The sequence below is a fragment of the Kitasatospora sp. NPDC096140 genome (assembly GCF_040303045.1).
Classification (GTDB): domain Bacteria; phylum Actinomycetota; class Actinomycetes; order Streptomycetales; family Streptomycetaceae; genus Kitasatospora.
Genome location: NZ_JBEOUW010000005.1, coordinates 101196 through 126989, shown reverse-complemented (window position 1 = coordinate 126989; position 25794 = coordinate 101196). Strand labels below are relative to the sequence as shown.

At 72.1% G+C, this 25794-nt stretch carries 24 protein-coding genes and 1 pseudogene; 18 read left to right on the top strand and 7 right to left on the bottom strand.

What is annotated here, in order from left to right; translation table 11 throughout:
* Positions 1–3 precede the first annotated feature (3 nt).
* Positions 4–1107, top strand: coding sequence for an ABC transporter ATP-binding protein (locus ABT048_RS06715; protein WP_350520202.1), 1104 nt, complete (start codon positions 4–6; stop codon positions 1105–1107).
* Positions 1108–1152: 45 nt separating this feature from the next.
* A complete protein-coding gene (locus ABT048_RS06710) occupies positions 1153–1812 on the top strand; it encodes a trimeric intracellular cation channel family protein (RefSeq protein WP_350520201.1) in 660 nt (219 codons plus the stop codon).
* Here ABT048_RS06710 and ABT048_RS06705 read toward each other — a convergent pair.
* A complete protein-coding gene (locus ABT048_RS06705) occupies positions 1718–2485 on the bottom strand; it encodes an IclR family transcriptional regulator (RefSeq protein ID WP_350520200.1) in 768 nt (255 codons plus the stop codon). The genes ABT048_RS06710 and ABT048_RS06705 overlap by 95 nt on opposite strands.
* 199 nt (positions 2486–2684) lie before the next feature.
* On the opposite strand from ABT048_RS06705, the gene ABT048_RS06700 reads away from it, so the two are divergent.
* The 3 genes from ABT048_RS06700 to ABT048_RS06690 all read left to right on the top strand — a co-directional run bounded on the left by ABT048_RS06700 (position 2685) and on the right by ABT048_RS06690 (position 6343).
* Positions 2685–3866, top strand: coding sequence for a cysteine desulfurase family protein (locus ABT048_RS06700; RefSeq protein ID WP_350520199.1), 1182 nt, complete (start codon positions 2685–2687; stop codon positions 3864–3866).
* A 49-nt stretch (positions 3867–3915) separates the two neighbouring features.
* Positions 3916–5052, top strand: a complete 1137-nt coding sequence (gene mnmA, locus ABT048_RS06695; RefSeq protein ID WP_350520198.1) for a tRNA 2-thiouridine(34) synthase MnmA — start codon at positions 3916–3918, stop codon at positions 5050–5052.
* A 121-nt stretch (positions 5053–5173) separates the two neighbouring features.
* Positions 5174–6343 carry an alpha/beta hydrolase family protein gene (locus ABT048_RS06690; RefSeq protein WP_350520197.1) on the top strand — a complete coding sequence of 390 codons (1170 nt, stop codon included), beginning with the start codon at positions 5174–5176 and terminating at the stop codon, positions 6341–6343.
* Positions 6344–6401: 58 nt separating this feature from the next.
* Here ABT048_RS06690 and ABT048_RS06685 read toward each other — a convergent pair whose 3' ends face one another.
* From ABT048_RS06685 to ABT048_RS06675, 3 genes are all read right to left on the bottom strand, one after another.
* Positions 6402–7577: a methyltransferase domain-containing protein gene (locus ABT048_RS06685; protein WP_350520196.1), complete on the bottom strand. Its 1176-nt coding sequence runs from the start codon at positions 7575–7577 to the stop codon at positions 6402–6404.
* The gene (locus ABT048_RS06680) at positions 7574–7720 is read right to left on the bottom strand and encodes a hypothetical protein (RefSeq protein ID WP_350520195.1); all 147 of its coding nucleotides are present in this window, start codon (positions 7718–7720) and stop codon (positions 7574–7576) included. Before ABT048_RS06680 ends, ABT048_RS06685 begins: the two co-directional genes overlap by 4 nt.
* A 427-nt stretch (positions 7721–8147) precedes the next feature.
* Positions 8148–8591: an ATP-binding protein gene (locus ABT048_RS06675; protein WP_350520194.1), complete on the bottom strand. Its 444-nt coding sequence runs from the start codon at positions 8589–8591 to the stop codon at positions 8148–8150.
* A 349-nt stretch (positions 8592–8940) separates the two neighbouring features.
* On the opposite strand from ABT048_RS06675, the gene ABT048_RS06670 reads away from it, so the two are divergent.
* On the top strand, positions 8941–10260 hold the full coding sequence (locus tag ABT048_RS06670; RefSeq protein ID WP_350520193.1) for a helix-turn-helix transcriptional regulator: 1320 nt from the start codon (positions 8941–8943) through the stop codon (positions 10258–10260).
* Positions 10257–11075, top strand: coding sequence for a class I SAM-dependent methyltransferase (locus ABT048_RS06665; RefSeq protein WP_350520192.1), 819 nt, complete (start codon positions 10257–10259; stop codon positions 11073–11075). The genes ABT048_RS06670 and ABT048_RS06665 overlap by 4 nt, the downstream gene beginning before the upstream one ends.
* 99 nt (positions 11076–11174) lie before the next feature.
* Here the strand turns inward: ABT048_RS06665 and ABT048_RS06660 are convergent, their stop codons facing one another.
* A complete protein-coding gene (locus tag ABT048_RS06660; RefSeq protein ID WP_350520191.1) occupies positions 11175–11768 on the bottom strand; it encodes an MBL fold metallo-hydrolase in 594 nt (197 codons plus the stop codon).
* A gap of 81 nt (positions 11769–11849) precedes the next feature.
* Between ABT048_RS06660 and ABT048_RS06655 the strand changes: the two genes are divergently transcribed.
* Together ABT048_RS06655 and ABT048_RS06650 are read left to right on the top strand one after the other, a co-directional pair.
* Positions 11850–12863: a GlxA family transcriptional regulator gene (locus ABT048_RS06655; RefSeq protein ID WP_350520190.1), complete on the top strand. Its 1014-nt coding sequence runs from the start codon at positions 11850–11852 to the stop codon at positions 12861–12863.
* A gap of 15 nt (positions 12864–12878) precedes the next feature.
* The gene (locus ABT048_RS06650) at positions 12879–13367 is read left to right on the top strand and encodes a Uma2 family endonuclease (protein ID WP_350520345.1); all 489 of its coding nucleotides are present in this window, start codon (positions 12879–12881) and stop codon (positions 13365–13367) included.
* A 13-nt stretch (positions 13368–13380) separates the two neighbouring features.
* Here the strand turns inward: ABT048_RS06650 and ABT048_RS06645 are convergent, their stop codons facing one another.
* Positions 13381–13893 carry a hypothetical protein gene (locus ABT048_RS06645; protein WP_350520189.1) on the bottom strand — a complete coding sequence of 171 codons (513 nt, stop codon included), beginning with the start codon at positions 13891–13893 and terminating at the stop codon, positions 13381–13383.
* Positions 13890–14825, bottom strand: coding sequence for a class I SAM-dependent methyltransferase (locus ABT048_RS06640; protein ID WP_350520188.1), 936 nt, complete (start codon positions 14823–14825; stop codon positions 13890–13892). Before ABT048_RS06640 ends, ABT048_RS06645 begins: the two co-directional genes overlap by 4 nt.
* A gap of 82 nt (positions 14826–14907) precedes the next feature.
* On the opposite strand from ABT048_RS06640, the gene ABT048_RS06635 reads away from it, so the two are divergent.
* The 9 genes and pseudogenes from ABT048_RS06635 to gatB all read left to right on the top strand — a co-directional run bounded on the left by ABT048_RS06635 (position 14908) and on the right by gatB (position 25611).
* The gene (locus ABT048_RS06635; RefSeq protein WP_350520187.1) at positions 14908–15432 is read left to right on the top strand and encodes an LOG family protein; all 525 of its coding nucleotides are present in this window, start codon (positions 14908–14910) and stop codon (positions 15430–15432) included.
* A 13-nt stretch (positions 15433–15445) separates the two neighbouring features.
* The gene (locus tag ABT048_RS06630) at positions 15446–16135 is read left to right on the top strand and encodes an SDR family oxidoreductase (RefSeq protein ID WP_350520186.1); all 690 of its coding nucleotides are present in this window, start codon (positions 15446–15448) and stop codon (positions 16133–16135) included.
* 66 nt (positions 16136–16201) lie between these two features.
* Positions 16202–17212: a methionine synthase gene (locus ABT048_RS06625; RefSeq protein WP_350520185.1), complete on the top strand. Its 1011-nt coding sequence runs from the start codon at positions 16202–16204 to the stop codon at positions 17210–17212.
* A gap of 19 nt (positions 17213–17231) precedes the next feature.
* Positions 17232–19520: an NAD-dependent DNA ligase LigA gene (gene ligA, locus ABT048_RS06620; protein ID WP_350520184.1), complete on the top strand. Its 2289-nt coding sequence runs from the start codon at positions 17232–17234 to the stop codon at positions 19518–19520.
* Positions 19521–19904: 384 nt separating this feature from the next.
* Positions 19905–21493: pseudogene (locus ABT048_RS06615) on the top strand (putative bifunctional diguanylate cyclase/phosphodiesterase); the annotation flags it as partial.
* A gap of 471 nt (positions 21494–21964) precedes the next feature.
* Positions 21965–22261, top strand: a complete 297-nt coding sequence (gene gatC / locus ABT048_RS06610; protein WP_030057414.1) for an Asp-tRNA(Asn)/Glu-tRNA(Gln) amidotransferase subunit GatC — start codon at positions 21965–21967, stop codon at positions 22259–22261.
* A gap of 5 nt (positions 22262–22266) precedes the next feature.
* Positions 22267–23760 carry an Asp-tRNA(Asn)/Glu-tRNA(Gln) amidotransferase subunit GatA gene (gene gatA / locus ABT048_RS06605; RefSeq protein WP_350520182.1) on the top strand — a complete coding sequence of 498 codons (1494 nt, stop codon included), beginning with the start codon at positions 22267–22269 and terminating at the stop codon, positions 23758–23760.
* The gene (locus tag ABT048_RS06600; RefSeq protein WP_350520181.1) at positions 23757–24017 is read left to right on the top strand and encodes a hypothetical protein; all 261 of its coding nucleotides are present in this window, start codon (positions 23757–23759) and stop codon (positions 24015–24017) included. Before gatA ends, ABT048_RS06600 begins: the two co-directional genes overlap by 4 nt.
* 82 nt (positions 24018–24099) lie before the next feature.
* Positions 24100–25611 (top strand): Asp-tRNA(Asn)/Glu-tRNA(Gln) amidotransferase subunit GatB, encoded by a 1512-nt coding sequence (gatB, locus tag ABT048_RS06595; RefSeq protein WP_350520180.1) that lies wholly within the window; start codon positions 24100–24102, stop codon positions 25609–25611.
* Positions 25612–25794: the final 183 nt, after the last annotated feature.

Genomic DNA, 25794 nt, shown 5'->3' with positions numbered 1-25794 from the left:
CCGATGACGGACACTCAGGCGAGCCAGGCGGCGGCGATCCCGTCGCCGGCACCTGCCTCCGACCGCGAGCCGCTGCTGAAGGTGACCGGCCTGGCCCGGCACTTCCCGATCCGCAGCGGGCTGCTGCGGCGCCAGACCGGCGCGGTGCGGGCCGTCGACGGCATCGACTTCACCGTCAACGCCGGCGAGACGCTCGGTGTCGTCGGCGAGTCCGGCTGCGGCAAGTCGACCATGGGCCGGCTGGTCACCAGGCTCGACGAACCGACCGGCGGGAAGATCGAGTTCGAGGGCACCGACATCACCCACCTGAGCGTCGGGGCGATGCGACCGCTGCGCCGCGACATCCAGATGATCTTCCAGGACCCGTACTCCTCGCTGAACCCGCGGCACACCGTCGGCACCATCGTCGGCGCGCCGTTCAAGCTGCAGGACGCGGTGCCGGCGGGCGGGCTCAAGAAGGCCGTCCAGGAACTGCTGGAGCTGTGCGGCCTCAGCCCCGAGCACTACAACCGCTACCCGCACGAGTTCTCCGGCGGCCAGCGCCAGCGCATCGGCATCGCCCGGGCGCTCGCGCTGAAGCCGAAGATGATCGTCGCGGACGAGCCGGTCTCGGCCCTGGACGTCTCCATCCAGGCGCAGGTGGTCAACCTGCTGGACGACCTCCAGCAGGAGCTCGGCCTGACCTACCTGATCATCGCGCACGACCTCTCGGTGGTCCGGCACGTCTCGGACCGGGTGGCGGTGATGTACCTCGGCAAGGTCGTGGAGATCGCCGACCGGGACTCGCTCTACCGCACCCCGATGCACCCGTACACCAACGCGCTGATGTCCGCGGTGCCGGTCCCCGACCCGCGCCGCCGCCAGAGCGCCGGGCGCGAGCGGATCCTGCTCACCGGCGACGTCCCCTCGCCGATCAACCCGCCCAGCGGCTGCCGCTTCCGCACCCGCTGCTGGAAGGCCCAGGAGATCTGCGCCACCCAGGAGCCGCCGCTGACCGCGCTGAAGACCGGGCACCAGGTGGCGTGCCACTTCCCCGAGCACAGCGAGGGGAACGACCGGCGCAGCCCGGAGGACGCCAGGCCGGCAGCGGAGGAAGCCTCCTCCTGACACCGCAGGCGGAGGGGAGGATTCCGGACAAGTCATAGTTGTGTGGTGACCTCGCAGATCTTCCCCTCCGACGTGCAGCAGTCGCTGGACCTCATCGGCATCTTCGTCTTCGCCCTCTCCGGGGGCCTGCTCGCCGTCCGCAAGAACATGGACATCTTCGGGATCTGTGTGCTGGCCGAGGTCACGGCCCTCGGCGGCGGAGTCATGCGCGACCTGGTGATCGGGGCGACCCCGGTCGCCGCGTTCACCAACCTCGGCTACTTCGTGACCCCGCTCGTCGCCGCGCTGGTGGTGTTCTTCCTGCACCCCGAGGTCGAGCGGATCAACCGCGCCGTGCAGACCCTGGACGCCCTCGGGCTCGGACTGTTCTGCGTCACCGGCACCGCCAAGGCGCACGACTTCGGGCTCGGCGCGGTCGCGTCGATCGCGCTCGGCATGGTCACCGCGGCCGGCGGCGGCGTGATCCGCGACGTCCTCGCGGGGGAGATCCCCTCGCTACTGCGCTGGGACCGGGAGATCTACGCCGTCCCGGCCCTGGTGGGCGCCGCCCTGGTCGCGGTGCTGATCGGCGCGGACCGGCTCACCGGCGTGACCGGCACCGCCGCCGCGCTCACCGCCTTCGGCCTGCGGATGCTCGCCCTGAAGTACGGCTGGCGTGCCCCGCGGGCTTGGCACCGCAACGGTTCTCGCACCAGCGAGGAGTAGGCGAACCGCCGTACGCGAGCGAGATCGCCTCGGCCGTGCACAGCAGTTCCGGCACCATCCGGGCGAGTTCGGCCGCGGGCACCTCGGCGGCCGGGGCGCTCAGCGCGCAGGCCGCGACCGTCCGCCCGCCGCTGCCCGCGACCGGCGCGGCCACGCAGGTCACCGGCTCCCGGTGCTCGGCCGACTCCGCCGCCCAGCCCCGGCGGCGCACCGCCGCCAGCTCGGGCTCCTCGGGCACGCCGTCCGCCGGCAGCCCGGCCAGCAGCACCCGGCCCACCGCCGTGCCCGTCACCGGGGCCCGCCGCCCGATCCGGGACGGCCCGGCGGCCGCCGGGCCGGCCACCTCGTCCAGGTACAGCACCTCGCCGTCGTGCAGCACGGCGAGCCGGACGGTGAACCCGCAGCGGGCGTTGAGCTCGGCCAGGTACGGCGCGGCCACCTGCCGGACGTCGAAGTCCTCCAGCGCCCGGTGGGCCAGCGACAGCACCCGGCCGCCGAGCCGGTAGCGCAGGTCGGGCTGGCGCCGGGCGAAGCCGTGCTCCTCCAGGGTGCGCAGCAGCCGCAGCGCGGTGGACTTGTGCACCCCGAGGCTGGTCGCGGCCTGGTCGAGGGAGAGCGGTGCCTCGCCGAGCGCGCCGAGCAGGGTCAGCGCGCGGTCGACCGACTGCGTCATGGCGCCCCCGTGGTTCCGGCTGAGAAGTGGCGTCAGGCTAACCGCTGGGTGGTGCAGTGGTACAAACCAGTGCCGGACACGGTCGTCCGGCAGTGGTGCAGACCACTGCCCGGCGCCGCGCCGGATCGTACGCGCGATGGCCGGATCGATGCGCAGGCCTGGAGGGCTGCGCGGTGCGGCCCTCTACAATCGGATGGTTATGCCATACCTGGACCATGCGGCGACCACGCCGATGCTGCCCGAGGCGATCGCCGCGATGACGGCGCACCTGGGGGTGGTCGGCAACGCCTCGGCCCTGCACGCGGCCGGCCGCCGGGCCCGCCGGGTGGTCGAGGAGTCCCGCGAGTCGCTGGCCGAGTCGCTGGGCGCCCGGCCGAGCGAGATCGTCTTCACCGGCGGCGGCACCGAGTCGGACAACCTGGCGGTCAAGGGCCTCTACTGGGCCCGCCGGGACGCCGACCCGGCCCGCACCCGGGTGCTGAGCAGCCCCGTCGAGCACCACGCGGTGCTGGACGCGGTGCACTGGCTCTCCGAGCACGAGGGCGCGTCCGTCGAGTACCTGCCGGTGGACCCGTACGGGCGGGTGCACCCGGAGGCGCTGCGCGCCGCGATCGAGCAGGACCCGGCGTCCGTGGCGCTGGTCACCGTGATGTGGGCCAACAACGAGGTCGGCACCGTCCAGCCGGTGCGCGAACTCGCCGCCGTCGCGGCCGAGTACGGCATCCCGATGCACGCCGACGCGGTGCAGGCGCTCGGTCAGCTCCCGGTCTCCTTCGCCGAGTCGGGGCTCACCGCACTCACCGTCACCGGCCACAAGATCGGCGGCCCGTTCGGCATCGGCGCGCTGCTGCTCTCCCGCGGCGCCAAGCCCGTACCGCTACTGCACGGCGGCGGACAGGAACGCGACGTCCGCTCCGGCACCCTGGACGCCCCCGGCGCCGCCGGCTTCGCGGCCGCCGCGGCGTGGGCCGTCGCGCACCGGGAGGAGCAGGCGGTGCTGCTCGGCGGGCTCCGGGACTCACTGGTCTCGGCGGTGCTGGCAGCGGTGCCCGACGCGGTGCTCAACGGCGACCCGGAGCCCGGCGGCCGGCTGCCCGCCAACGCCCACTTCTCCTTCCCCGGCTGCGAGGGCGACGCACTGCTGATGCTGCTCGACGCGGCCGGCATCGAGTGCTCGACCGGCTCCGCGTGCACCGCCGGGGTGCCGCAGCCCAGCCACGTCCTGCTCGCCATGGGCGTCGATCCGCTGCTGGCGCGCGCGTCGCTGCGGTTCTCGCTCGGGCACACCTCGGTGCCGGAGGACGTCACGGCGCTCGCGGAGGCCATCGGGCCGGTCGTCCAGCGGGCGCGCAACGCCGGGCTGGCGTCGGTGCGGCGGTAGGAATTACCGGGGCGGGCATGTTCGGCGGCCACGTACTCTTGTAGTCACCATGACTGACTTCCCGGGTGCCCCGACCACTCCGTCCACCGGCCGTCTGCGCGTGCTCGCGGCGATGTCCGGCGGAGTCGACTCCGCCGTCGCCGCCGCCCGCGCCGTCGAAGCGGGGCACGAGGTGACCGGCGTCCACCTGGCGCTGTCCGCCAACCCGCAGTCCTTCCGGACCGGGGCCCGCGGCTGCTGCACCATCGAGGACTCCCGGGACGCCTGGCGGGCCGCCGACGTGATCGGCATCCCCTTCTACGTCTGGGACCTCGCCGAGCGCTTCCGCGAGGACGTCATCGACGACTTCGTCGCCGAGTACGCCGCCGGCCGCACGCCCAACCCGTGCCTGCGCTGCAACGAGAAGATCAAGTTCGCCGCGCTGCTGGACAAGGCGATCGCGCTCGGCTTCGACGCCGTCTGCACCGGCCACTACGCCCGCATCGTCGACCTCCCGGACGGCTCCCGCGAGCTGCACCGCGCCGTCGACGGCGCCAAGGACCAGTCGTACGTGCTCGGTGTGCTCGACGCCGACCAGCTCGCCCACTCGCTCTTCCCGCTCGGCGACACCACCAAGGACGCCATCCGCGAGGAGGCCGAGCGCCGGGGCCTGGCGGTCGCGAAGAAGCCCGACAGCCACGACATCTGCTTCATCGCGGACGGCGACACCCAGGGCTTCCTGGCCAAGCACCTCGGCACGGCGACCGGCGACATCCTCGACGTCGACGGCACCAAGCTCGGCGAGCACGACGGCGCGTACGGCTTCACCATCGGCCAGCGCAAGGGCCTGCGGATCGGCCGCCCGGCGGCGGACGGCAAGCCGCGGTACGTGCTGGACATCTCGCCGGTGAACAACACCGTGACGGTCGGCCCGGTCGAGGGCCTCGACGTGACCGGGCTGACCGCCATCCGCCCCCGCTGGTGCGGCACCGAGCCGCTGGCGGACGGCCGATACACCGCCCAGCTGCGCGCCCACGGCGAGGAGGTGCCGGTCTCCGCGTCGGTGGTCGACGGTGAGCTGCGCGTCCGGCTGGACACCCCGGTCCGGGGCATAGCGCCCGGCCAGGCGGTGGTGCTGTACGACGGCACCCGGGTCGTCGGCTCCGCGACGATCGCCACCACCGAGCGCCCGGCCGTCAACGCCTGAAGCGGACGGCGCGGCGTCATCCACGGGGATGACGCCGCTGAATCCTCCGGATGACCACGGCCCGGGAATGCATCAATCGGGCTGATTCGAGGGCCCCGACCGCGAACCTAGTCTCGCGGTCATGAACGGATCCCGCCGCATCGCGGCCCTCGCGGCCCTCCTCCTCGCCCTGCCCCTCCCGACGGCCGGGGCCGCCATGGCCTCGCCGTCTGCTACTGCGCCTGCAGTGGTGACCCCGGCCGCCTTCCACGGTGAACTGCCGCGCCCCACCGGGCCGTACGCGGTCGGCGAGGAGGTGCTGCACCTGACCGACCAGGGCCGCACCGACCCGTGGGTGCCCTCGGCCGGCCCGCGGCAGGTGGCGGTGTCGATGTTCTACCCCGCCCGGGAGGGCACCGGCGTCCCCGCTCCCTACATGACCCTCGGCGAGGCCCAGGGCTTCGTGGCGACACGCGTCCCGCCGGGCACCGGACTCCGGCCGCAGGACCTCGCGGACACCAGGACGTACGCCTACACCGGCGCGAAGCCCGTCGGCGGGAAGCACCCGCTGGTCGTCCTCTCGCCCGGCTTCGAGAACCCCCGCGCCACGCTGACCGGCCTGGCCGCCGACCTGGCCTCCCGCGGCTACGTCGTGGCCCTGGTCGGCCACACCTACGAGGACTCCGGTGAGACGCTCGCCGACGGCACCACCCCGGGCTGCGCGCTGTGCGACAGCGGCGCCCCGGACACCCTCCCCGACAGCCGGGCGAAGGACGTCTCGTTCGTCCTGGACCGGCTGACCGGGCACGACCCCGCCTGGCGCCTGTCGCACCTGATCGACCGCGACCGCATCGGCATGGCCGGGCACTCCATCGGCGGCGCGTCGGCGCTGACGGCGATGGCCGAGGACCGGCGGATCCGGGCCGGGGTGAACATGGACGGATCGTTCTTCCCGCCCGTCCCGGCCGACACGCTGGCCGGACGCTCGTTCCTCCTGCTCGGCAAGCAGAGCAACCACACCGCCGACGGCGGGGACCCGTCCTGGGGGCAGGCCTGGGCCGGCTGGAAGGGCTACAAGCCCTGGCTGGCCGTCACGGGCACCAATCACGCGAGCTTCACGGACGTCCCGGTGCTGGCCGCCGGGATCGGCCTGCCGATGCCTCCGGGGACGACCACCTCACCGGAGCGCGGCATGCAGCTGACCCGGGAGTACGTCGGAGCCTTCCTCGACCGCACCCTGAAGGGCCTCCACCCGCCCCTGCTCGACGGCCCGTCGGTGGCCAACCCGGAGGTGCTGTTCCAGCACCCGTGAGCGGTGCCCGCGCGGGTCACTCGGGGCCCGGCCGTCCGGTGCGGACGGCCGGGCCCGATCAGCGCTGTGGGACGGGGTGGTCGGGGGAGTCCAGCCAGACGTACTGGCCGTCGGGGTTGACGGTCAGGCCGAACCGGTCATGGCCGGGGCGGCCCTGGCCGGACCACCACTGATACGCGGCCGCGGCCTCGTCCCACAGCCTACGGGGGCCGGACTGGTACACCTCGTACTCCGTGCGGTCCCGCTCGTAGTCGACGGAGGCCCACGACAGGGTGTCGCGGCTGTAGAGCCAGAGCGTGTACGCGCCGTCGTCGTAGCGCTCCGCCCGCCAGAACGCGCCGGGTACCGCGGCGCCGATGACGAACTGCTCCAACCAGCCTCCGGTGTCGGGCGGGGCCAGTGAGGTGGTGCTCCTCACCCCGTCTGCAGGCCACTCCCTTCCGTGGAGGTAGCCCTCGAAGAGCGGCCGGTCCGTCCGCTGTTGTCGCAGCCTCATGAACGCGGAGCCCCGGGTGAGCCGCCCGCTCGCGCTGGTGCCGTCGTCATCGACCGTGAGGCGGACGATGTGCTCGCCGCCGTACTCGGTGCCGAAGGGGGCGACGATGATCCCGCCGGGAGAGATCTGCTCCAGCCATGCGGGAGGGATTTCGAGGAGGGAACACGTGGCGATGATCCGGTCGTACGGAGATTCCGGCGCCCATCCGGATCTGCCGTCGCCCTCGACCACAGTCGGCTTCAGGCCTGCCCGGCGCAGGTTCTCCCGGGCACCCAGAGCAACGTCCGGGTCGTACTCGACGGTCACCACATTGCGGTTGCCCAAGCGGTGGGCCAGCAGGCCGGCGTTCCAGCCTGTTCCGGTACCGATCTCCAGGACCCGATCTCCCGGGCGGACGTCCAGGTCCTGGAGCATCGAGAACACCATCGTCGGCATGGAGTTGGACGAACTCGGCGTTGTGCCGAGCCCGTCCCCCTCGTGGTCTCCGTCGTCCCACTGGGTGGTCAGCGGGATGTCCGAGTAGACCACCCTCCGCCACGCCTCGGGTTCCCGGGAGCGGTACACCACGGGGTTCTGCCGGGTGCCGTCCGCGATGCCCGGCCAGATGCGATCCGGGACGAACAGCTCTCGGGGCACCGCGATCGAGGCGGGGAGCCAGTCCGAGGAGAGCGCGCCGCCGGCCACCAGCGCGGAGGCGAGCCCCAGGGGGCCCGCCTCCTCGTGCGTCTCGCCGGTCACTTGCCGCCGCCCGCCGGGGACGAGCCGTCCGAGGTGTTCCCGCCCTCGTCCGAACCGCCGCCGCCGTGTCCGGCGCCCTTGTTGCTGTCGTCCTGCTGCTTTCCGCCCTTGCCGTCGCCGGAGCCGCCGCCGTGCTTGCCCATGTGTGTACCTCCGTGCTTGTCGTTCCGGCAGGTGCTTGCCTGCCGGGTGTTGGCCAGCCGTCGCTCGCATGCTCCAGGGGCATGCGGACGGCAGCTCCTGGAGGGCGCGTGACCGCCCTCCGGGATGCCTCCGCCGCCAGGTGGATCACCTGTGCGGGCAGTGGGAGCGAGTAGGGGTCCTGCCTGTCGCTGGGTTGACCTCTCTTGTCGTCCGAGGTGTCGGGTGGGAGCGCTGGTCCCGCCCGCGACGCCGGGCCGGCGCCGCGGGCGGGGAGTCAGTGGGCGCGATTGATCAACACCAGGGCCGCGACGAGGACGTGCAGCCCGGCAGCGGCCGACACCCCAAGGGCGGTCCAGACTTGGACGTCTCCGGGATGGGATGGCGGCGCTTCTTCGGAGTCGTGACTGTTGTCCGGATGATGCCTGCTCACGGGGGCGTCGGCGCGGGTACTGAGAGGTCGGCGTGAACGACCTTCCCGAACGGTTCGATGCTTGCGCCCCATCGGCCGCTGGTCAGGCGGTCCACCAGAGCCAGGCCACGGTGGCACTCCTCATCGGGGGAAGCCTGGATCAGCACCGGCAGGGTACGCGAGCCGTCGCGCACCGAAGTTCGCACGGTCGTCCGGGACACGCGTTCGACGGCGACCGTCATCCGTCGCCCACATCCGGTCTTCGCAGCATTGGTGGCCAACTCGCTGATGACGAGCTCGGTCACGTCGATGAGCTCGACCATGTCCCACGTCGTCAGCGTCTCCCGGACGAAACGGCGAGCCTGACCCGCCGATTCCGGCAGGTAGGGCAACAGCACCTTGGCGGCCGGCCTCGAACCAGCGTCGGGCGGTGCGTGAGACTCCAGCATCGCGCGTGGCATGGCAACTCCAACGTTGAGGGGAGCCGAGTCCCTGATTCGGGTGGGATTCGGGCGTTCGGGGCCGCTTGCCGCTGCGTACGGACTACGATTTCGGAGCTGTGTTGCGGCATTTGCTCGTATCCGCCCAGCGACTCTGTAACTGGCTATGGACGTGAGACCGAACCCTCATCGAGGTGAGGAGCCGGCGTGCCGACCAGCACCTGTGCTCACCGGCAAGCTCTACGGAACCGCTTTCAACACCGATGAGCCAGAGCAGAAGTGCGGCGTTCATGAGGCATCCGTGCTGCAACCCTGGTCGTGAGCTGGCGTGTTATCGCTGACAGAAGCGGCGCTCGGCGGGAGGAGCGGCATGTCACCCAAGAGGCAGAAGTTCGTTCAGCGCCGGGAGGCCGTCGGGCATACCCAGGAATCACTGGCCGAGGCCCTCCACGTGGACCGCACGACCGTGGGCCGCTGGGAGACCGGTAGGAGCACTCCGCAGCCTTGGATCCGGCCGAAGCTCGCGCGTGAAATGAGAATATCGGTTGATCAGCTGAATTCTCTGCTGTTGGTGCAGCCAGAAGCGTTCGAGGCCGTCACGTTTGCCCGCAGCGGCAGAACGGCAGGCCTGTCGCGCGAACCCGACCGGTGCCTGAACGTGGCCGACAGCGCGGTTGTTGCTGCTGTGAAGGCTGATGCGGAAGAGTCAGCGGTCTTCCTGCGGTGTGTCAGCACTTCCAACGTGGATGACGTTCTCCTGGAACAGGTCGATGCCGACATCGCGAGGCTTGCCGCCGACTACGTCAGCAGTCCCGTCGCCGAGCTCGTTCACGAGATCGGAGCCCTTCGGCGGGCTGTCTTCGAGTTGCTCCGTGGCCGCCAACACCCCTACCAGGCACTCCACCTGTATTTGCAGGCTGGACGTCTGTGCGGACTGGCTACGCACGCGGCCCTTGACCTGGGTCAGTACGCGGCTGCAGCCACGCTGTCGAGAACAGCTTGGCGCTGCGCGGAGTCAGCCGGCCACAACGGGCTTCGGGCTTGGATCAGGTCCGTCCAATCCTTGATCGCCTACTGGCAACAGGACTACCGCACGGCTGTCGAAGCCGCGCGGTCCGGCCTGCCGTTCGCAGAAGGCGGAACCATTGCGGCCCGCCTGCTCAGCCTCGAAGCCCGAGCCGCTGCCGCGCTCGGAGACGTCGACAGCGCGTCGCGAGCGGTGGAAGACGCCGCAGCCGCCCGTAGCGCCGTGTCCGTAGTCGACCTTCCAGGCGTCTTCACCTTCCCGGAGGCCAAGCAATGGGCCTACGCGGGTACGGCGTTACTGGCCATGGGTGGCCGTGTCCACCTGGGCCGTGCCGTTGAGGCCTCGTCGACGGCCATCGCCCTGTACAAGGCGGGGCCGCAGAACGAGCAGTCCTCTGGTGATCTCATGGCAGCTTGCCTCGACCTTGCCAACGCTCATCTCGCACAAGGGGAGTTCGACGGAGTCAAGGAGAAGCTCACGGTCGTGCTCGACGCGGCAGCGGAGCGGCGGACGGCGAGCATCTCCGCCCGCCTGCTTGCTCTGAACGCCCGTCTTGCCGAGCCGGTCTATGCGGGATCTCCACTGATCTTGAGTCTTCGAGAGAATGTCACGGAAGCCTGCTCCCGCCCTGCCCTCACGAGCCTTTCGGAGCCAGCCACGTGACGAGCAACACCGCGCAGCACGATGCCGCAGTCTCCGACAAGGCTGTCCTCAGGCACAGCGCATACGCCGATGGGCGGCATCTTGCCGCACGCCAGTCGATCTACCGCTGGCAGCAGCCACGGTACGACCTGCCGGGGATCGTCGTCGAAGAACTGGCCGACAGCAGTGGCACGGTGCTCGACGTCGGCTGCGGCAACGGCAGGTTCGTCGACCGCCTCCGCCGGGACCGTCCGGACCTGCAGGTGGTGGGCGTGGACATCTCGGCGGGCATCCTCGCTGAGGTGGAGAAGCCGGTGCTGGTCGCCGACGCCCAGGCACTGCCCTTCGCCGACCACTCCGCTGATGCCGTACTGGCCCTGCACATGCTGTACCACGTGGGCGACATCGAGGCCACGATCGAGGGCCTTGCCCGGGTTCTGAGACCTGACGGCGTGCTTCTCGCATCGACCAACAGCGACACCGACAAGTGTGAACTCGACCGGCTCTGGATGCAGGCGGCCGGCGACGTCCTGGGCGTCCCCGAGGGACCGCCACGGGTCTCGCTCAGCTCGCGCTTCTCTCTGGAGAAGGCGGTCGGCTACCTCGGGGCGACGTTCGGCGACATCCGGCTCCGAGAACTGCCCGGAAGCATCGAACTCACCGACCCCGCACCACTGATCGCCCACCTGGCCTCGTACGAAGCCTGGGCCTCGCAGTGCGGTGTCCCGTTCGAAGAGACTGTCGGCCGGGCGCATGAGATCGCAGCCGACACCATCGCGAACGAGGGCTCATTCAAGATCACGTGTCTCGGAGGCATCCTGGTCTGCCGACGCTAGACGAGGAGATCGTCACGACAGTTGCCCGGCGGCCTGCTCGCCGAGCAGGCCGCGGGGCACGTGACTCTTCGCTGAGGTCGGGACAAGCAGTGGGCCCGGCTACAGCGGCGGGTTGTCGTCGGCGGTGAACGGGGCGCCGTGGCCGGGGACGATCACGTCCGCCGCGTCCAGCACCCGGCGGCGGGAGGCCCGCAGGACCTCGCGGTCGGGGGCGACCGGGTCGTCGGCCGGGCCGTTCCGGTGCCACCACAGGTCGCCGGCGAAGGCGACGACGCCCGCGTCCGTTCCGGCCAGCAGGGTGATGTCCTCGTGGCTGTGGCCGGGGGTGCGGATGAGGCGCAGGGAGGGGGTGAGTTCGTAGCCCTCGGCGTCGCGGTTGGTCCAGTGGTGGCCCTGGTACTCGACCTTGTGGTCGTGGACCCGGGCCTTCCCGAACAGGCCGACGTTCATGGTGTTGTCCGGGTGGTGGTGGCTGAGCACGACATCGGTGATGTCGTCGGGGCCGAGCCCCAACTCGGCGAGCGGGGCGAGGATGTCGTCGTGGGCGGCGACCATGCCCGGGTCGAAGATCACGTGCCGTCCCGCGTCCGCGACGTAGGAGACGGTGGCGGCGACCCCGGGGCCGGTGGAGCCGACGTAGCCGGTGGTCAGGACCTGGTACTGGGCGCTGCGGCCGAGCGGTGCGTCGTTCATGCCCCGATCCTTTCGGACGGGCCGGCCCCCGACGAGTGGCACGGATGCCACTGATCGCAGGAAATGTGCCATCATCCGCGGATGGCTTCCACGGCTCCCTTCACGACCGTCGCCGCGTACGTCCCGCCCGGCGTCGGCATGCTGGCCGTCGGCATCGTCGCCGAGGTGTTCGGCCCGCACGGGGATGCGGCGCCGGGCTTCGACTTCGCCCTCTGCGCGGACCGGACGGGAAGCGTCCCGACCGACCTGGGCGTGCCGATCGCCGTCGAGCACGGCCTGGACCGGCTGGCCGCCGCCGATCTCGTGCTCGCCCTGCCCGGCGCCGGATTCCGTACGCCGCCCCCGCCCGCCGTGCTCGACGCGCTGTCGGCCGCGCACGAGCGCGGTGCGCTGGTCGCCGCCCACTGCGTCGGCACGTTCGCGCTCGCCGCCGCCGGTCTGCTCGCCGGCCGCCGGGCCACCACGCACTGGCGGTTCGCCGGGTTGCTGGCCCGCACCCACCCGGACGTCACCGTCGAACCCGACGCGCTCTACCTCGACGAGGGGCGGATCACCACGGGAGCGGGAGCCGCCGCCGGCTTCGACCTGTGCCTGCACCTGATCCGGCGGGAGCACGGAACCGCCCTGGCCAACCACATCGCCCGGGACATGGTGCTGCCCTCCCACCGCGACGGCGGGCAGGCCCAGTACCTGGCCGTGCCCGTCCCCGAGGACGGCCAGGACGAGCGCCTCGCCGAGGTGCTGGCCTGGGCTCGCGGGCACCTCCACGAGCCGCTGCCGGTCGCGGAGTTGGCGCAGCGGGCGATGATGAGCAAGCGCTCCTTCCTCCGCCGCTTCGCCGCGGCCACCGGCACCACCCCGCACGCCTGGCTGCGGGACCTGCGGCTGAGCGGCGCCGAGGAACTCCTGGAGACGACCGACCTGCCGGTCGAAGAGATCGCCCGCCGGGTCGGCTACGGCAGCGCGGCCGTCCTGCGCGAACAGTTCGTCCGCCGCCGCGGAGTCCCGCCCCGCACCTACCGCCGGGCCTTCACCCGGGTGTCCGCTCCGGCGGCTACGGTTCCCGAGGCACACCTCCCGGGGAGGGCAACATGAGCGGAAGGCGTCCGGATCGAGTGGTCCGGAGACACACTGATCATGCAGGCGCCGCCGTCCGGCATCCACCAGCTCAACCTGGCCCAGGTGCGCCGGCAGTTCGAGCAGCACGCTCCTGACGGCTACCTCCCCAGCGAGCGGAGCCAGATCGTCAGCCCGGACGTCTCCAAGGGACGCGAGCCGGACCTGACGTACCTGCCGGTGGAGGTCTTGTCCGAGCCGGGCAACAAGGCCCCCGCTGCCGAAGCCCTGATTGCGGTCGAGGTCGTCCCGCCGTCAAACCCGGGCAACGACCGGATGGACAAGCTGCACGACTACGCCGTGATGCGCATCCCGCTCTACCTCATCGTGGACCCGCGCCAGCAGATGGTGACGCTGTTCTCCGATCCGAACCACGACCGGTACCACACCCGCAGCGACCGGAAGTTCGGCGACGCGATCGGCATTCCGGAGCCCTTCGGCTTCACGCTGAGCCTGTCGAAGCTCGTTCCGTACAAGGACTGAGCCCCGAGCCGGGCTACTGCACCTCGCGGTACCAGCGGCGGTGCACCAGGGGTTCGACGCACAGCACCGCCGCTCCCGCGACCGTGCCGACCAGCAGCGCTGCCGCGCCGCCGCCGTTGACCACCGCGCCGAGGCAGCCCGCCGCAACGGCGACGGGCCGCAGCAGCGTCAGCGGGCCGAGGCCGATGACCATCGCCAGCGTGCCGGCGCGGAACGGCAGGGTGAAGTAGGCCGCCAGCGACAGCAGTACCGCCACCGCGTAGACGGCCAGCGGGAGCAGGTAGCCGAGAGCGCCGGCGGTCAGGGCCCCGTAGGTCCGCGCCCGGTCGGCGGCCGTCACCAGGAGGAGGCCCGCCACCGCCGCCGGGGCGGTCAGCAGGACGGCCCCGACCGCGAATCCCCGCCCGGCGGCCCGGAGGTTGCGCCGGTGCTTGCGGATGCGGGCGTCGCGTCCGGCGTAGGCGCGGAAGCCGCTGAAGGCCGAGTCGACCAGGCCCAGCAGCAGGAGGGCGGCGGCGAGCGTCATCGGGCGGCCCCGACCAGGTGCTCGGGCCCGACCAGCCGTCGGGCGCGGCGGCCGAGGGCCCGCCGCAGCGGCGCCTCCAGCTCCGGCCGTACGCCGATCACCGGCCGCAGCGTGGTGCAGAACGGGTTGGACAGTCCGCGCGGCTCGTACACCAGCGCCCGCATGCCGGGCACCGCCGCCGCCCGCAGCAGCACCTCGTCGGGGTGCGCCCGCATCGCGGAGACGACGCCGTCGTGGCGGCCGAGGGGGTGGCGCATCCGGGCACGGTGGAAGACCCAGGCGCCGACGGGCGCCAGGCCGGTGGCGGCGATGTCGAAGTGGCAGAAGGCGAGCGCGGGCGACGCGGCCTGTGCCCGGAAGAACTCCCCGAGGGCGTCCGCGCCGAAGTGGTGGAGCACTCCGGTGGAGACGTAGACCGTGGCGGCTTCCGGCAGTTCGAAGGCGTTGCCGTGGACGAAGCGGCAGTCGAGCCCTTCCGTGCGGGCGAGCCGGTCCGCCTCGCCGACGAGTGCGGCGTTCAGGTCGACGCCGACGAGTTCGACGTCGGGGCCGAGGGCGCCGGTCGCGGCGAGCCAGCGGACCAGGTAGCCGAGGCCGCAGCCGACGTCGACCAGGCGGTAGGGGCCGGGACGGCCGCCGTCCGCCCGGATCGCGTCGAACAGCGGGCCGAGCAGGTGGACGAGGCGGTCGCCGATGCGCAGTTCCTCGCTGAGCCGCTGGAGTTCGGTGTGCACGCCGACGAGCAGCCGGTCGACGGCGTCGGGGTCGAGCGTGCCGTCGCGGTCGGCGGGCAGCCCGGCGACGATCCGGGCGGCCGGTTCGTCCCCGCCCTCCCGCAGCTGCCGGACGACCTCGTCGCGGGCGACCGGGAGCCGGCGGCCGTCGCGCGGGTCCACGGCCGTGATCAGGTCCGATATCTCCAGTTGGCGCACGCGCAGCACCTTAGGGGCAACCGGTCACCGGGCGTAATGCCGGTGAGTGGGGGAGAGGAGGCGTGATAGACCAGTGGGCACTATGAACATCACTGTCTTCTGCTCCGCGTACTCGCTCGACGACCGCTACGCCGCCCCCGCCGCCGAGTTCGCGCGGCTCCTGGGGGAGGGCGGGCACACCCTGGTGTGGGGCGGCTCGAACGCCGGGCTGATGGGCCTGCTCGCCGACGGGGTGAAGGCGGCCGGCGGCACGCTGGTCGGCGTCATGGTCGAGATGCTGCAGCACAAGGGCTACGTCGGCGCCGACGAGCTGGTCATGACCGCCGACCTGGCCGAGCGGAAGGCGGAGCTTGCGGCCCGCGCGGACGCGATCGTGGTGCTCGTCGGCGGCCTGGGCACGCTGGACGAGGTCACCGAGGTGCTGGAGCTCAAGAAGCACGGGATGTTCGACAAGCCGGTCGTCGTCCTGGACACCGAGGGCTTCTACTCGGGCCTGCGGACCCAGCTGGAGCGGATGGACACCGAGGGCTTCCTGCCCCGGCCGCTCACCGAGCTGGTCACCTTCGCCGACACGCCCGCCGAGGTGTTTGCGCAGCTCAAGGCCTGAGAGGATCGGACCCATGGCTGCACATCTGATCACCGGCGCCGGCTCCGGCATCGGCGCCGTCCTCGCCGGGAAGCTCGCCGAGCGCGGCGACGACCTCTGGCTGCTGGCCCGCGACGCCCGCCGGGCCGCGGAGCTGCGGGAGCGCTTCCCCGGCGCCCGCACCCTCGTCGGGGACCTCGGCGATCCGGCCAAGCTGTCCTGGGCCTTCGGGCACCAGCAGCTGCCCGTCACCCTCGACTCCGTGCTGCACGTGGCGGGCGTGGTCGAGCTGGGCACGGTCGGTGAACTGCCGGTCAAGGCGTGGCAGGAGACGCTGAACGTCAACCTGGTCGCCCCCGCCGAGCTGACCCGCCTCCTGCTGCCCTCGCTCCGGCTCGCCAAGGGCCACGTGGTCTTCGTCAACTCCGGCGCCGGCCTCAACGCCCACGCCGAGTGGTCGGCGTACGCGGCGAGCAAGCACGGCCTGAAGGCGCTCGCCGACTCGCTGCGCCAGGAGGAGCACGCGGGCGGCGTGCGGGTCACCTCGGTCTACCCCGGCCGTACGGCGACCGCGATGCAGGTCAAGGTGCACCAGCAGGAGGGCAAGGAGTACGACGCCGCCCGCTGGATCGAGCCCGAGTCCGTCGCCAAGGCGGTGCTGGCCGCGCTGGACGCCTCCCGGGACGCGGAGATCACCGACATCAGCGTCCGCCCGGGACGCTGAGGAACGCCCGGGGGCGCCGGGGCCCACCGGAACGAGGTCCCGGCGCCGCGCACTAGGCTCGGTGGGGTGAGCACCGATCACCCCTTCCCCGACCTGCGCGGCGCCGCCACCGGCGTCGGCTCGCTGCCCGGCACCGACGCCCGGGAGGCTGCCAAGACCTCCACCGGGGCGCTGGAGCACCTGCCGTTCCTGCCCGAGCTGCCCGCGCGCGGACCGGGCGCCGACATGATCGGCCGCGGCGCCGGCTTCCTGGTCGAGCTGTTCGCGCAGACCGAGCCCAGCGGCTGGCGGTTCACCGACCGTCCGGGCCGGGACACCCGGCGCGCCCACTCCTGGCTCGGCGAGGACCTGGACGCCCTGGAGGAGTTCACCCAGGGGTACGAGGGCGCGCTCAAGGTGCAGGCCGTCGGCCCGTGGACGCTGGCGGCGAGCATCGAGCTGAAGCACGGCGAGAAGGCGCTCGCCGACCACGGCGCCTGCCGGGACATCGCCGGTTCGCTCACCGAGGGCCTGCGCCGCCACCTCGCCGACGTCCGCAGGCGGATTCCGGGCGCGGAGGTCGTGCTCCAGCTCGACGAGCCCTCGCTGCCCGCCGTGCTGGCCGGGGCGGTGCGGACCGCCAGCGGCTTCCAGCGGCTGCGCGCCGTCGACCGGCAGGTCGCCGAGGAGGTGCTGCGCGAGACGATCCGCGGTCTGGACGCGCCGGTCGTCGTGCACAGCTGCGCGCCGGACGTCCCGGTCCCGTTGCTGCGCCGGGCCGGGGTCGCCGGGATCTCCCTCGACTTCTCCCTCCTCACCGAGCGCTCGGACGACGACCTGGGCGAGGCGGTGGAGGCGGGCACGACGATCCTCGCCGGTGTCGTCCCCTCCACTGACCAGGCGGTGTCGGACCCGGCCGGTAGTGTCCAGGGTGTCAGGACCTTGTGGCGCAGGCTCGGGTTCGCCCCGGAGCTGCTGGGCCGCCGCGTGCTGGTGACGCCGACCTGCGGGCTGGCCGGGGCCTCCCCGGCGTACGCGCGCAGGGCGCTGTCCCAGAGCGTACGGGCGGCGCAGAGCCTGGTGGACAACCCGGAATGAGAACGTAGGAGGGCTTGCGGTGACGGCTGTCGAGGGCTGGGAGGACGTCCCGGCGGAGGTGCGCCGGCGGCACGCCGAGCTGGCGCAGGAGATCACCGACCACCGCGCCCGCTACTACGAGCAGGACGCCCCGGTCGTCAGCGACTCCGAGTTCGACGCCCTGATGCGCGAGTTGGAGGCGCTGGAGGCCGAGCACCCGGCCCTGGTCACCCCCGACTCCCCGACGCAGAAGGTCGGCGGCGCCCCGACGGAGCTGTTCGCCGAGGTCGAGCACCGCGAGCGCCTCCTCAGCCTCGACAACGCGATGGACGACGACGAGCTCGCCGCCTGGGCCGAGCGTGTCGCCGGCGAGCTGGCCGGCATCGAGTACCACTACCTGTGCGAGCTCAAGGTGGACGGCCTGGCCGTCAACCTCACCTACGAGAACGGCCAGTTGGTGCAGGCGGCGACGCGCGGCGACGGCCGGGTGGGCGAGGACATCACCGCCAACGTCCGCACCATCAAGGAGATCCCGCACCGGCTCAAGGGCGAGAACGTCCCCGAGCTGGTGGAGATCCGCGGCGAGGTCTACTTCCCCACCGAGGCCTTCGAGGCGCTCAACGCCTCCTTCGTGGCGGAGAACGAGCGCCGCCGCGCGGAGAACGAGGAGCGCGCCAAGGAGGGCAAGCGGCCCCGGGCGATGATCCGGCTGTTCATGAACCCGCGCAACGCCGCCGCCGGTTCGCTGCGCCAGAAGGACCCGCTGGTCACCGCCTCGCGCCCGCTGCACATGGTGGTGCACGGCATCGGCGCCCGGGTCGGCTTCGACATCGACAACCAGTCGCACGCCTACCGGCTGCTGCACGACTGGGGCCTGCCCACCGCCCGGCACAACGAGGTGGTGGGGACGCTCGACGAGGTGCGGGCGTTCATCGAGCACTTCGGGGAGCAGCGGCACTCGGTCGAGCACGAGATCGACGGCGTGGTCGTCAAGGTGGACGAGATCGCCCTGCAGGGCCGGCTCGGCGCCACCTCCAAGTCCCCGCGCTGGGCGATCGCCTGGAAGTACCCGCCGGAGGAGGTCACCGGCAAGCTCGCCGAGATCAGGGTCGGCATCGGCCGCACCGGCCGGGCCACCCCGTACGCGGTGCTGGCCGAGCCGGTGAAGGTGGCCGGCTCGATGGTGCAGTACGCGACGCTGCACAACCAGGAGGTCGTCAAGGCCAAGGGCGTGCTGCTGGGCGACACCATCGTGCTGCGCAAGGCCGGCGACGTCATCCCGGAGATCCTCGGCCCGGTGGAGAGCCTGCGGGACGGCACCGAGCGGGAGTTCGTGATGCCCTCGCACTGCCACGAGTGCGGGGCCGAGCTGCGCCCGATGACCGAGGGCGACATCGATCTGCGGTGCCCCAACGCCCAGTTCTGCCCGGCCCAGATCCGCGAGCGGATCGCCTTCCTCGGCGGGAGGTCGAGCCTGGACGTCGAGGGTCTCGGCTACGTCGCGGCCACCGCGCTGACCCAGCCGCTGGAGCCGGCCGAGGCGCCGGTGAAGGACGAGGGGGACGTCTTCGGGCTGACGATGGAGCAGCTGCTGCCACTGCAGGTGCTGGTGCGCGACCAGAAGACCGGCATGCCCAAGCTGGACGACCGCACCGGCAAGGAGAAGAAGGCCACCTTCTTCGCCAACCAGAAGGGCGAGCCCAAGAAGACCGCCGGAGTCCTGCTGGAGAACCTGGAGAAGGTGAAGGACCGCCCGCTCTGGCGGTTCCTCAACGGTCTGTCGATCCGGCACGTGGGGCCGGTCGCGGCGCAGGAGCTGGCGCGGGAGTTCCGCGACCTGGACCGGATCTTCTCGGCCACCGAGGAGGAGCTGGCCGCGGTCGAGGGCGTCGGGCCGATCATCGCCCGGTCCGTGGTGGAGTGGTTCCAGGAGGAGTGGCACCGGGAGATCCTGGAGAAGTGGCGCGCCGCCGGGGTGCGCTTCACCGAGGAGTTCGCGGACGAGGAGGAGGCGGGGCGCCCGCTGGAGGGTCTGACCGTCGTGGTGACCGGCACGCTGGCCGGCCACACCCGGGACGGCGCCAAGGAGGCGCTGACCTCGCGCGGAGCGAAGGTGACCGGTTCGGTTTCGAAGAAGACCGATTTTGTGGTCGCCGGTGACAACCCGGGATCCAAGTACGACAAGGCCGTTCAGCTCGGACTGCCCGTCCTGGACGACGCGGGCTTCGCCGTCCTGCTGGCTGACGGACCGGCCGCCGCCCGTGCCCACCTGGGACTTCCGGAGCCGGAGGAGGCCGCCGAGCCGGAGCAGGTGCCCGCCGAGGGCTGACCCGGAGCCGACCCGAGCGGCGGGCGGTCGGATCCGTGTTGTTATCGTCCTGATGCAACGTCACCGGGTACGTGCAGTGAAAGCGGGCATTGTGTCACTGTGTGACACTCGTGCGCGGTGGCGCGTTTCCGGTTGTCCGAAAGTCTGCCCACCGGGTGGGCCCAGGCATACCCTGGTGCGCAACAGAGTGTCAGCAGGGGTGGGGGCACCGGCTGGGCCGGTGCTCCGCGGGGTCGCTCCATGCCCGGCAGCTGTCGGTACCGGCACGGTGCCTCACCGTAAGGCGGCCTGACGGGGCGGGCCCGACGGAGGACAGGGCTTATGGATCGTACGACCGGCGGTGCGCCCACACGCCCGCCGCAGGGGGTGGCGGGTGCGGTCCTGCTGCTCGGCGTGCTGCTGGCCGGTGCTGCGCCGCTCATCCCGCTGGCCGTCCTGGTCTACCGGTACGAACCCGAACTGCTGCCGCTGTTCGCGGTGCCCCTGGCCGTGCTGGTGGCGGCCTGGCGGATCGCCAGGGACCGCGCCCGTGACCAACTGACCGACCCGCTGACGGACCTGCCCAACCGTCAGGCCTTACTGCTGGCCGCCCAGGAGGCGATCGCGGAGTGCGACCAGGGGTACAGCGTCGGTCTCATCCTGCTTGACCTCGACCGCTTCAGATCACTCAATGACACACTCGGTCATACGGCCGGTGACCGGTTGCTGGTTCACATCTCCCGCCGACTGCACCGCGCACTGCGCTCCGGCGGCCCGGCCGGCAGCGCCACCCGGGAGTCCATCGACGACGTCTTCGCCGGGCTGCCCCGGCACTACCGGCGCGGCCGCCCGATGGTGGCGCGGATGGGCGGCGACGAGTTCGCCGTCCTGCTGCCCGGCATCAACTGCCCGGACAGCCTGGAGCGGGTCGCCAAGGCGCTGATCGCCGAACTGGCCGCCCCGATCCGGCTGGACGGGCTGCTGCTCGTCCTGGAGGCCAGCGCCGGCGTCTGCGTCTACCCGCAGCACGCCCAGGACGCCGAGTCCCTGCTGCGCCGCGCCGACGTCGCGATGGGCCACGCCCAGCGCGGCTGCAGCGGCGTCGCCCAGTACGACGAGACCCAGGACGCCGACACCCCGTACCGGATCGGGCTGCTGGGGGACCTGCGGCGGGCCCTGGAGACCGGCGAGGTGCAGCTGCACTACCAGCCCAAGGTGGCCTTCGACGGCCGGGTGGTCGGCCTGGAGGCGCTGCTGCGGTGGGAGCGCCCCGGCCAGGGCCGGGTCTCGCCGGACGAGTTCGTCGGGCTCGCGGAGTCCAGCGGCCTGATGCCGCGGCTCACCGACTACGTGCTGGAGGCGGCGGTCGGCCAGCTCGCCTACTGGCGCGACCAGGGGCTGCAGGTGCAGGTCGCGGTGAACGTCTCGCCGCGGGACGTGCTCAACCCCGGCTTCGCCCAGCGCGTCGCCGGCCACCTCGTGCGCCACCAGGTGCCGGCCCACGCGCTCCAGCTGGAGATCACCGAGCGGCTGCTGCTGGACGACTCCCGGCGGGCCGCCGACACCCTCGCCGAGCTGCGCGGCTACGGCGTCGGGATGTCCCTCGACGACTTCGGCACCGGGCACTCCTCACTGGTGCGGCTGCGCAGCCTGCCGGTCGGCGAGCTGAAGATCGACCGCTCCTTCGTCTCCCGGATGGTCGCCGACGACCACGACGCGGCGGTGGTCCGCTGCTCGGTGGAGCTCGCCCACTCGCTGGGCCTGACCGTGGTCGCCGAGGGCGTCGAGGACGACGAGACCTGGGAGCGGCTGCACTGCATGGGCGTGGACGCCGTCCAGGGCTGGCTGGTGTCGGCGGCGCTGCCGGCCGAGCAGGCCACCGCCTGGCTGCGGGTGCACCGCACCGGCGCCCCGCCGGTGGAACGGCTCGGCGCGCCGCCCCAGCTGCGGGCCGGCCTGCAGCCGCTCCAGGGCGGCAAGCCGGTCCAGGGCAAGCCGATCGTCCAGCCGGCCATCCCGCCGGTGCTGCCGCCGACGCTCCCGCCCGTCCTGCCCCCGGTGCTGCCGCCGGTGGTCCAGGCCGTCCAGGCCGCGCAGATGGAGATCAACGCGCCGGGCACGCAGAGTTGGGCCCGCTTCCGGCCGCAGTGACGGACGCGGTGCTCGCCCGGTGCTCGACGCGGTGCTCGCCCGGTGCTCGCGCGGTGATCGAAGCGGTGCTCGTACGGGGATCGAAGCGGTGATCGACGCCGTGCCGGACGCCGCCGTGGGGGTGGTGGCGGGGATGCGACCCGGCGGTGACGGGCGGCTCGGCTCACTGGTTGGCCGGTGGCCGGGCCGGGCCCCATAGGATGGGGTCCAAAGACCACGAGGACGGAGCGCCGAACCCGGCTGCTCCTGCCCGGGCCCGGCACCGCCCGCAAGGCACGCCGGGCCTCACCAGAACTCACCCTGAGGATCGCTGCATGCCTGGCATCACGCGCGAGGAGGTCGCCCACCTCGCCCGGCTGTCGCGTCTTGAGCTGAAGCCCGAAGAGCTGGACCACTTCGCCGAGCAGCTCGACGTGATCATCGGCGCGGTAGCCCGCGTTTCCGAGGTCGCCGGACAGGACGTCCCGCCGACCTCCCACCCGCTGCCGCTGACCAACGTCATGCGCGCGGACGAGGTCCGGCCCTCGCTCACCCCGGAGCAGGCGCTGTCCGGCGCCCCCGCCGCCGAGGAGCAGCGTTTCCGTGTGCCGCAGATCCTCGGGGAGGACTGACCGAGATGACCGAGCTGATCCGTTACACCGCCGCCCGGACCGCGAGCGCCATCGCCAAGGGCGAGGTGTCCGCCGTCGAGGTCGCGCAGGCGCACCTGGACCGCATCGACGCCGTCGACAAGAAGGTCAACGCCTTCCTGCACGTCGACACCGAGGGCGCGCTGGCCGCCGCCAAGGCCGTCGACGAGAAGCGCGCCAAGGGCGAGGAGCTGGGCCCGCTGGCCGGCGTCCCGCTCGCCCTGAAGGACGTCTTCACCACCAAGGGCGTCCCGACCACCTGCGGCTCCAAGATGCTCGAAGGCTGGATCCCGCCGTACGACGCCACGCTGACCGGCCGTCTCAAGGACGCCGGCGTCGTCATCCTCGGCAAGACCAACATGGACGAGTTCGCGATGGGCTCCTCCACCGAGAACTCGGCCTACGGCCCGACCGGCAACCCGTGGGACCTCACCCGCATCCCCGGCGGCTCCGGCGGCGGTTCGGCCGCCGCGCTGGCCGCCTTCGAGGCCCCGCTGGCGATCGGCACCGACACCGGCGGCTCGATCCGCCAGCCCGGCGCCGTCACCGGCACCGTCGGCGTCAAGCCGACCTACGGCTCGGTGTCCCGCTACGGCCTGGTCGCGTTCTCCAGCAGCCTGGACCAGGGCGGCCCGTGCGCCCGCACCGTGCTGGACGCGGCGCTGCTGCACGAGGCCATCGCCGGGCACGACCCGCTGGACTCCACCTCGATCGACGCGCCGGTCCCGGCCGTGGTCGAGGCCGCGAGGATGCGCGACGTCCGCGGCATGCGGATCGGCGTGGTCAAGGAGTTCGCCGGCGAGGGCTACCAGTCCGGCGTGATGCAGCGCTTCAACGAGTCGGTGGAGCTGCTGCGCGAGCTGGGCGCCGAGGTCGTCGAGGTCTCCTGCCCGTCGTTCACCCTGGCGCTGCCGGCGTACTACCTGATCGCGCCGTCGGAGTGCTCCTCCAACCTGGCCCGCTTCGACGCGATGCGCTACGGCCTGCGGGTCGGCGACGACGGCACGCGCTCGGCCGAGGAGGTCACCGCGCTGACCCGCGAGGCCGGCTTCGGCGACGAGGTCAAGCGCCGCATCATCCTGGGCACCTACGCCCTGTCCTCGGGCTACTACGACGCCTACTACGGCTCGGCCCAGAAGGTCCGCACGCTCATCTCGCGCGACTTCGACGCGGCCTTCGCCGGCGTGGACGTGCTGGTCTCGCCGACCACGCCGACCACCGCCTTCCCGATCGGCGAGCGCGCCGACGACCCGATGGCGATGTACCTGGCCGACCTGTGCACGATTCCGTCGAACCTGGCGGGCAACGCGGCCATGTCGCTGCCGGTCGGGCTGGCCCCGGAGGACAATCTCCCGGTCGGCCTGCAGATCATCGCACCCGCGATGGCGGACGACCGCCTGTACCGCGTGGGCGGCGCCGTCGAGGCCGCGCTCAACGACAAGTGGGGGCACACCCTGCTGGAGGAGGCACCGGCACTGTGAGCAAGATCGAGAAGGCGAAGGCGCAGTCCACTTCCCTGAAGGGCTTCAAGCACAGCAAGCCCGGCCTGTGGCTGTCCATCGGCACCAGCGCCTTCGGCGCGATCTCCATCGCCAAGGACGTCCGCAAGGCCCGCGAGGAGAGCGACACCCTCAAGCTGGTCAACGCCCTGGTCGGCGCCGCGGCGCTGGTCACCGGCACCGCCCTGCTGGTGCGCGAGCTGCGCCGGCTGGGCTCCGACGACGTGCTGCTGGGCTGAGCCGAGCCGAGCTCCCAGGCCCGGCCCCGCGCGAGCGGCGGCCGGGCCCGTACCTCCCAAGCTTCAAGTGAGAAGGGACGCTGTGAGCGTCATGACCCTGGTCTCCTACGAGGACGCTCTGGCGTCGTACGACCCGGTGATGGGCCTTGAGGTCCACGTCGAGCTCGGTACCAAGACCAAGATGTTCTGCGGGTGCTCGACCGAGCTGGGTGCCGAGCCGAACAGCCAGACCTGCCCGACCTGCCTGGGCCTGCCGGGTTCGCTGCCGGTGGTCAACGCGATCGGCGTGGAGTCGGCCGTCAAGATCGGCCTGGCGCTGAACTGCGAGATCGCCGAGTGGTGCCGGTTCGCGCGGAAGAACTACTTCTACCCGGACATGCCCAAGAACTTCCAGACCTCGCAGTACGACGAGCCGATCGCCTTCAACGGCTACCTCGACGTGCAGCTGGAGGACGGCTCGACCTTCCGCGTGGAGATCGAGCGCGCCCACATGGAGGAGGACACCGGCAAGTCCAGCCACGTCGGTGGCGCGACCGGCCGCATCCACGGCGCCACGCACTCGCTGCTCGACTACAACCGGGCCGGCATCCCGCTGATCGAGATCGTCACCAAGCCGATCGAGGGCGCCGGCGAGCGCGCCCCCGAGGTCGCCAAGGCGTACGTCGCCGAGCTGCGTGAGGTCATCCGCTCCCTCGGCGTCTCCGAGGCCCGGATGGACAAGGGCCAGATGCGCTGCGACGTCAACCTGTCGCTGCGCCCGAACGGCACCGAGACCTTCGGCACCCGATCGGAGACCAAGAACGTCAACTCGCTGCGCAGCGTGGAGCGGGCCGCCCGGTACGAGATCCAGCGGCACGCCACCGTGCTGACCGACGGCGGCACCATCGTCCAGGAGACCCGCCACTTCCACGAGGACAACGGCACCACCACCTCGGGCCGGATCAAGGACAACGCCGAGGACTACCGCTACTTCCCCGAGCCGGACCTGGTGCCGGTGGCCCCCGCCCGCGAGTGGGTCGAGGAGCTGCGTGCCGCCCTGCCCGAGCTGCCGCGGGTGCGCCGCGCCCGGCTGCAGGCCGAGTGGGGCCTGTCCGACAAGGACATGCAGTCCGTCCTCAACGCCGGTGCGGTGGGGCCGATCCAGGAGACCATCGCGGCCGGGGCCCCGGCCGACCAGGCCCGCAAGTGGTGGATGGGCGAGCTGGCCCGCCGGGCCAACGAGACCGGCACCGAGCTGAGCGAGCAGCCGATCACCCCGGCGCAGGTCGCCCGGGTCGCCGCGCTGGTCGCCGAGGGCAAGCTGAACGACAAGCTGGCCCGCCAGGTCATCGAGGGCGTGCTGGCCGGCGAGGGCGAGCCGGACGAGATCGTCGAGAAGCGCGGCCTGGCCGTGGTGTCGGACGACTCCGCGCTGGGCGCCGCCGTGGACCAGGCCATCGCCGAGAACGAGGGCATCGCCGCCAAGATCCGCGACGGCAAGGTCCAGGCAGTGGGCGCGCTGGTCGGCGCGGTCATGAAGGCCACCCGCGGCCAGGCGGACGCCGCCCGCGTGAAGGATCTGATCCTGGAGCGGCTCGCCGCAGAAGGACAGTAGGCACAGCCTGGAGAAGCGGGGCGTGTCCGCCTGAGCGGGCCCTTCCCAGGGCACCTAGGCTGTCAACCCTGCCTTCCTAAGGCATCTAAGGCATCTAAGGCCCTCTAAGTAAGGCCTAAGGCCCGGTCTCACCTCTGTAATGGGGTGAGGCCGGGCCTTGAACCTTTTCCGGAGCCCGATCTA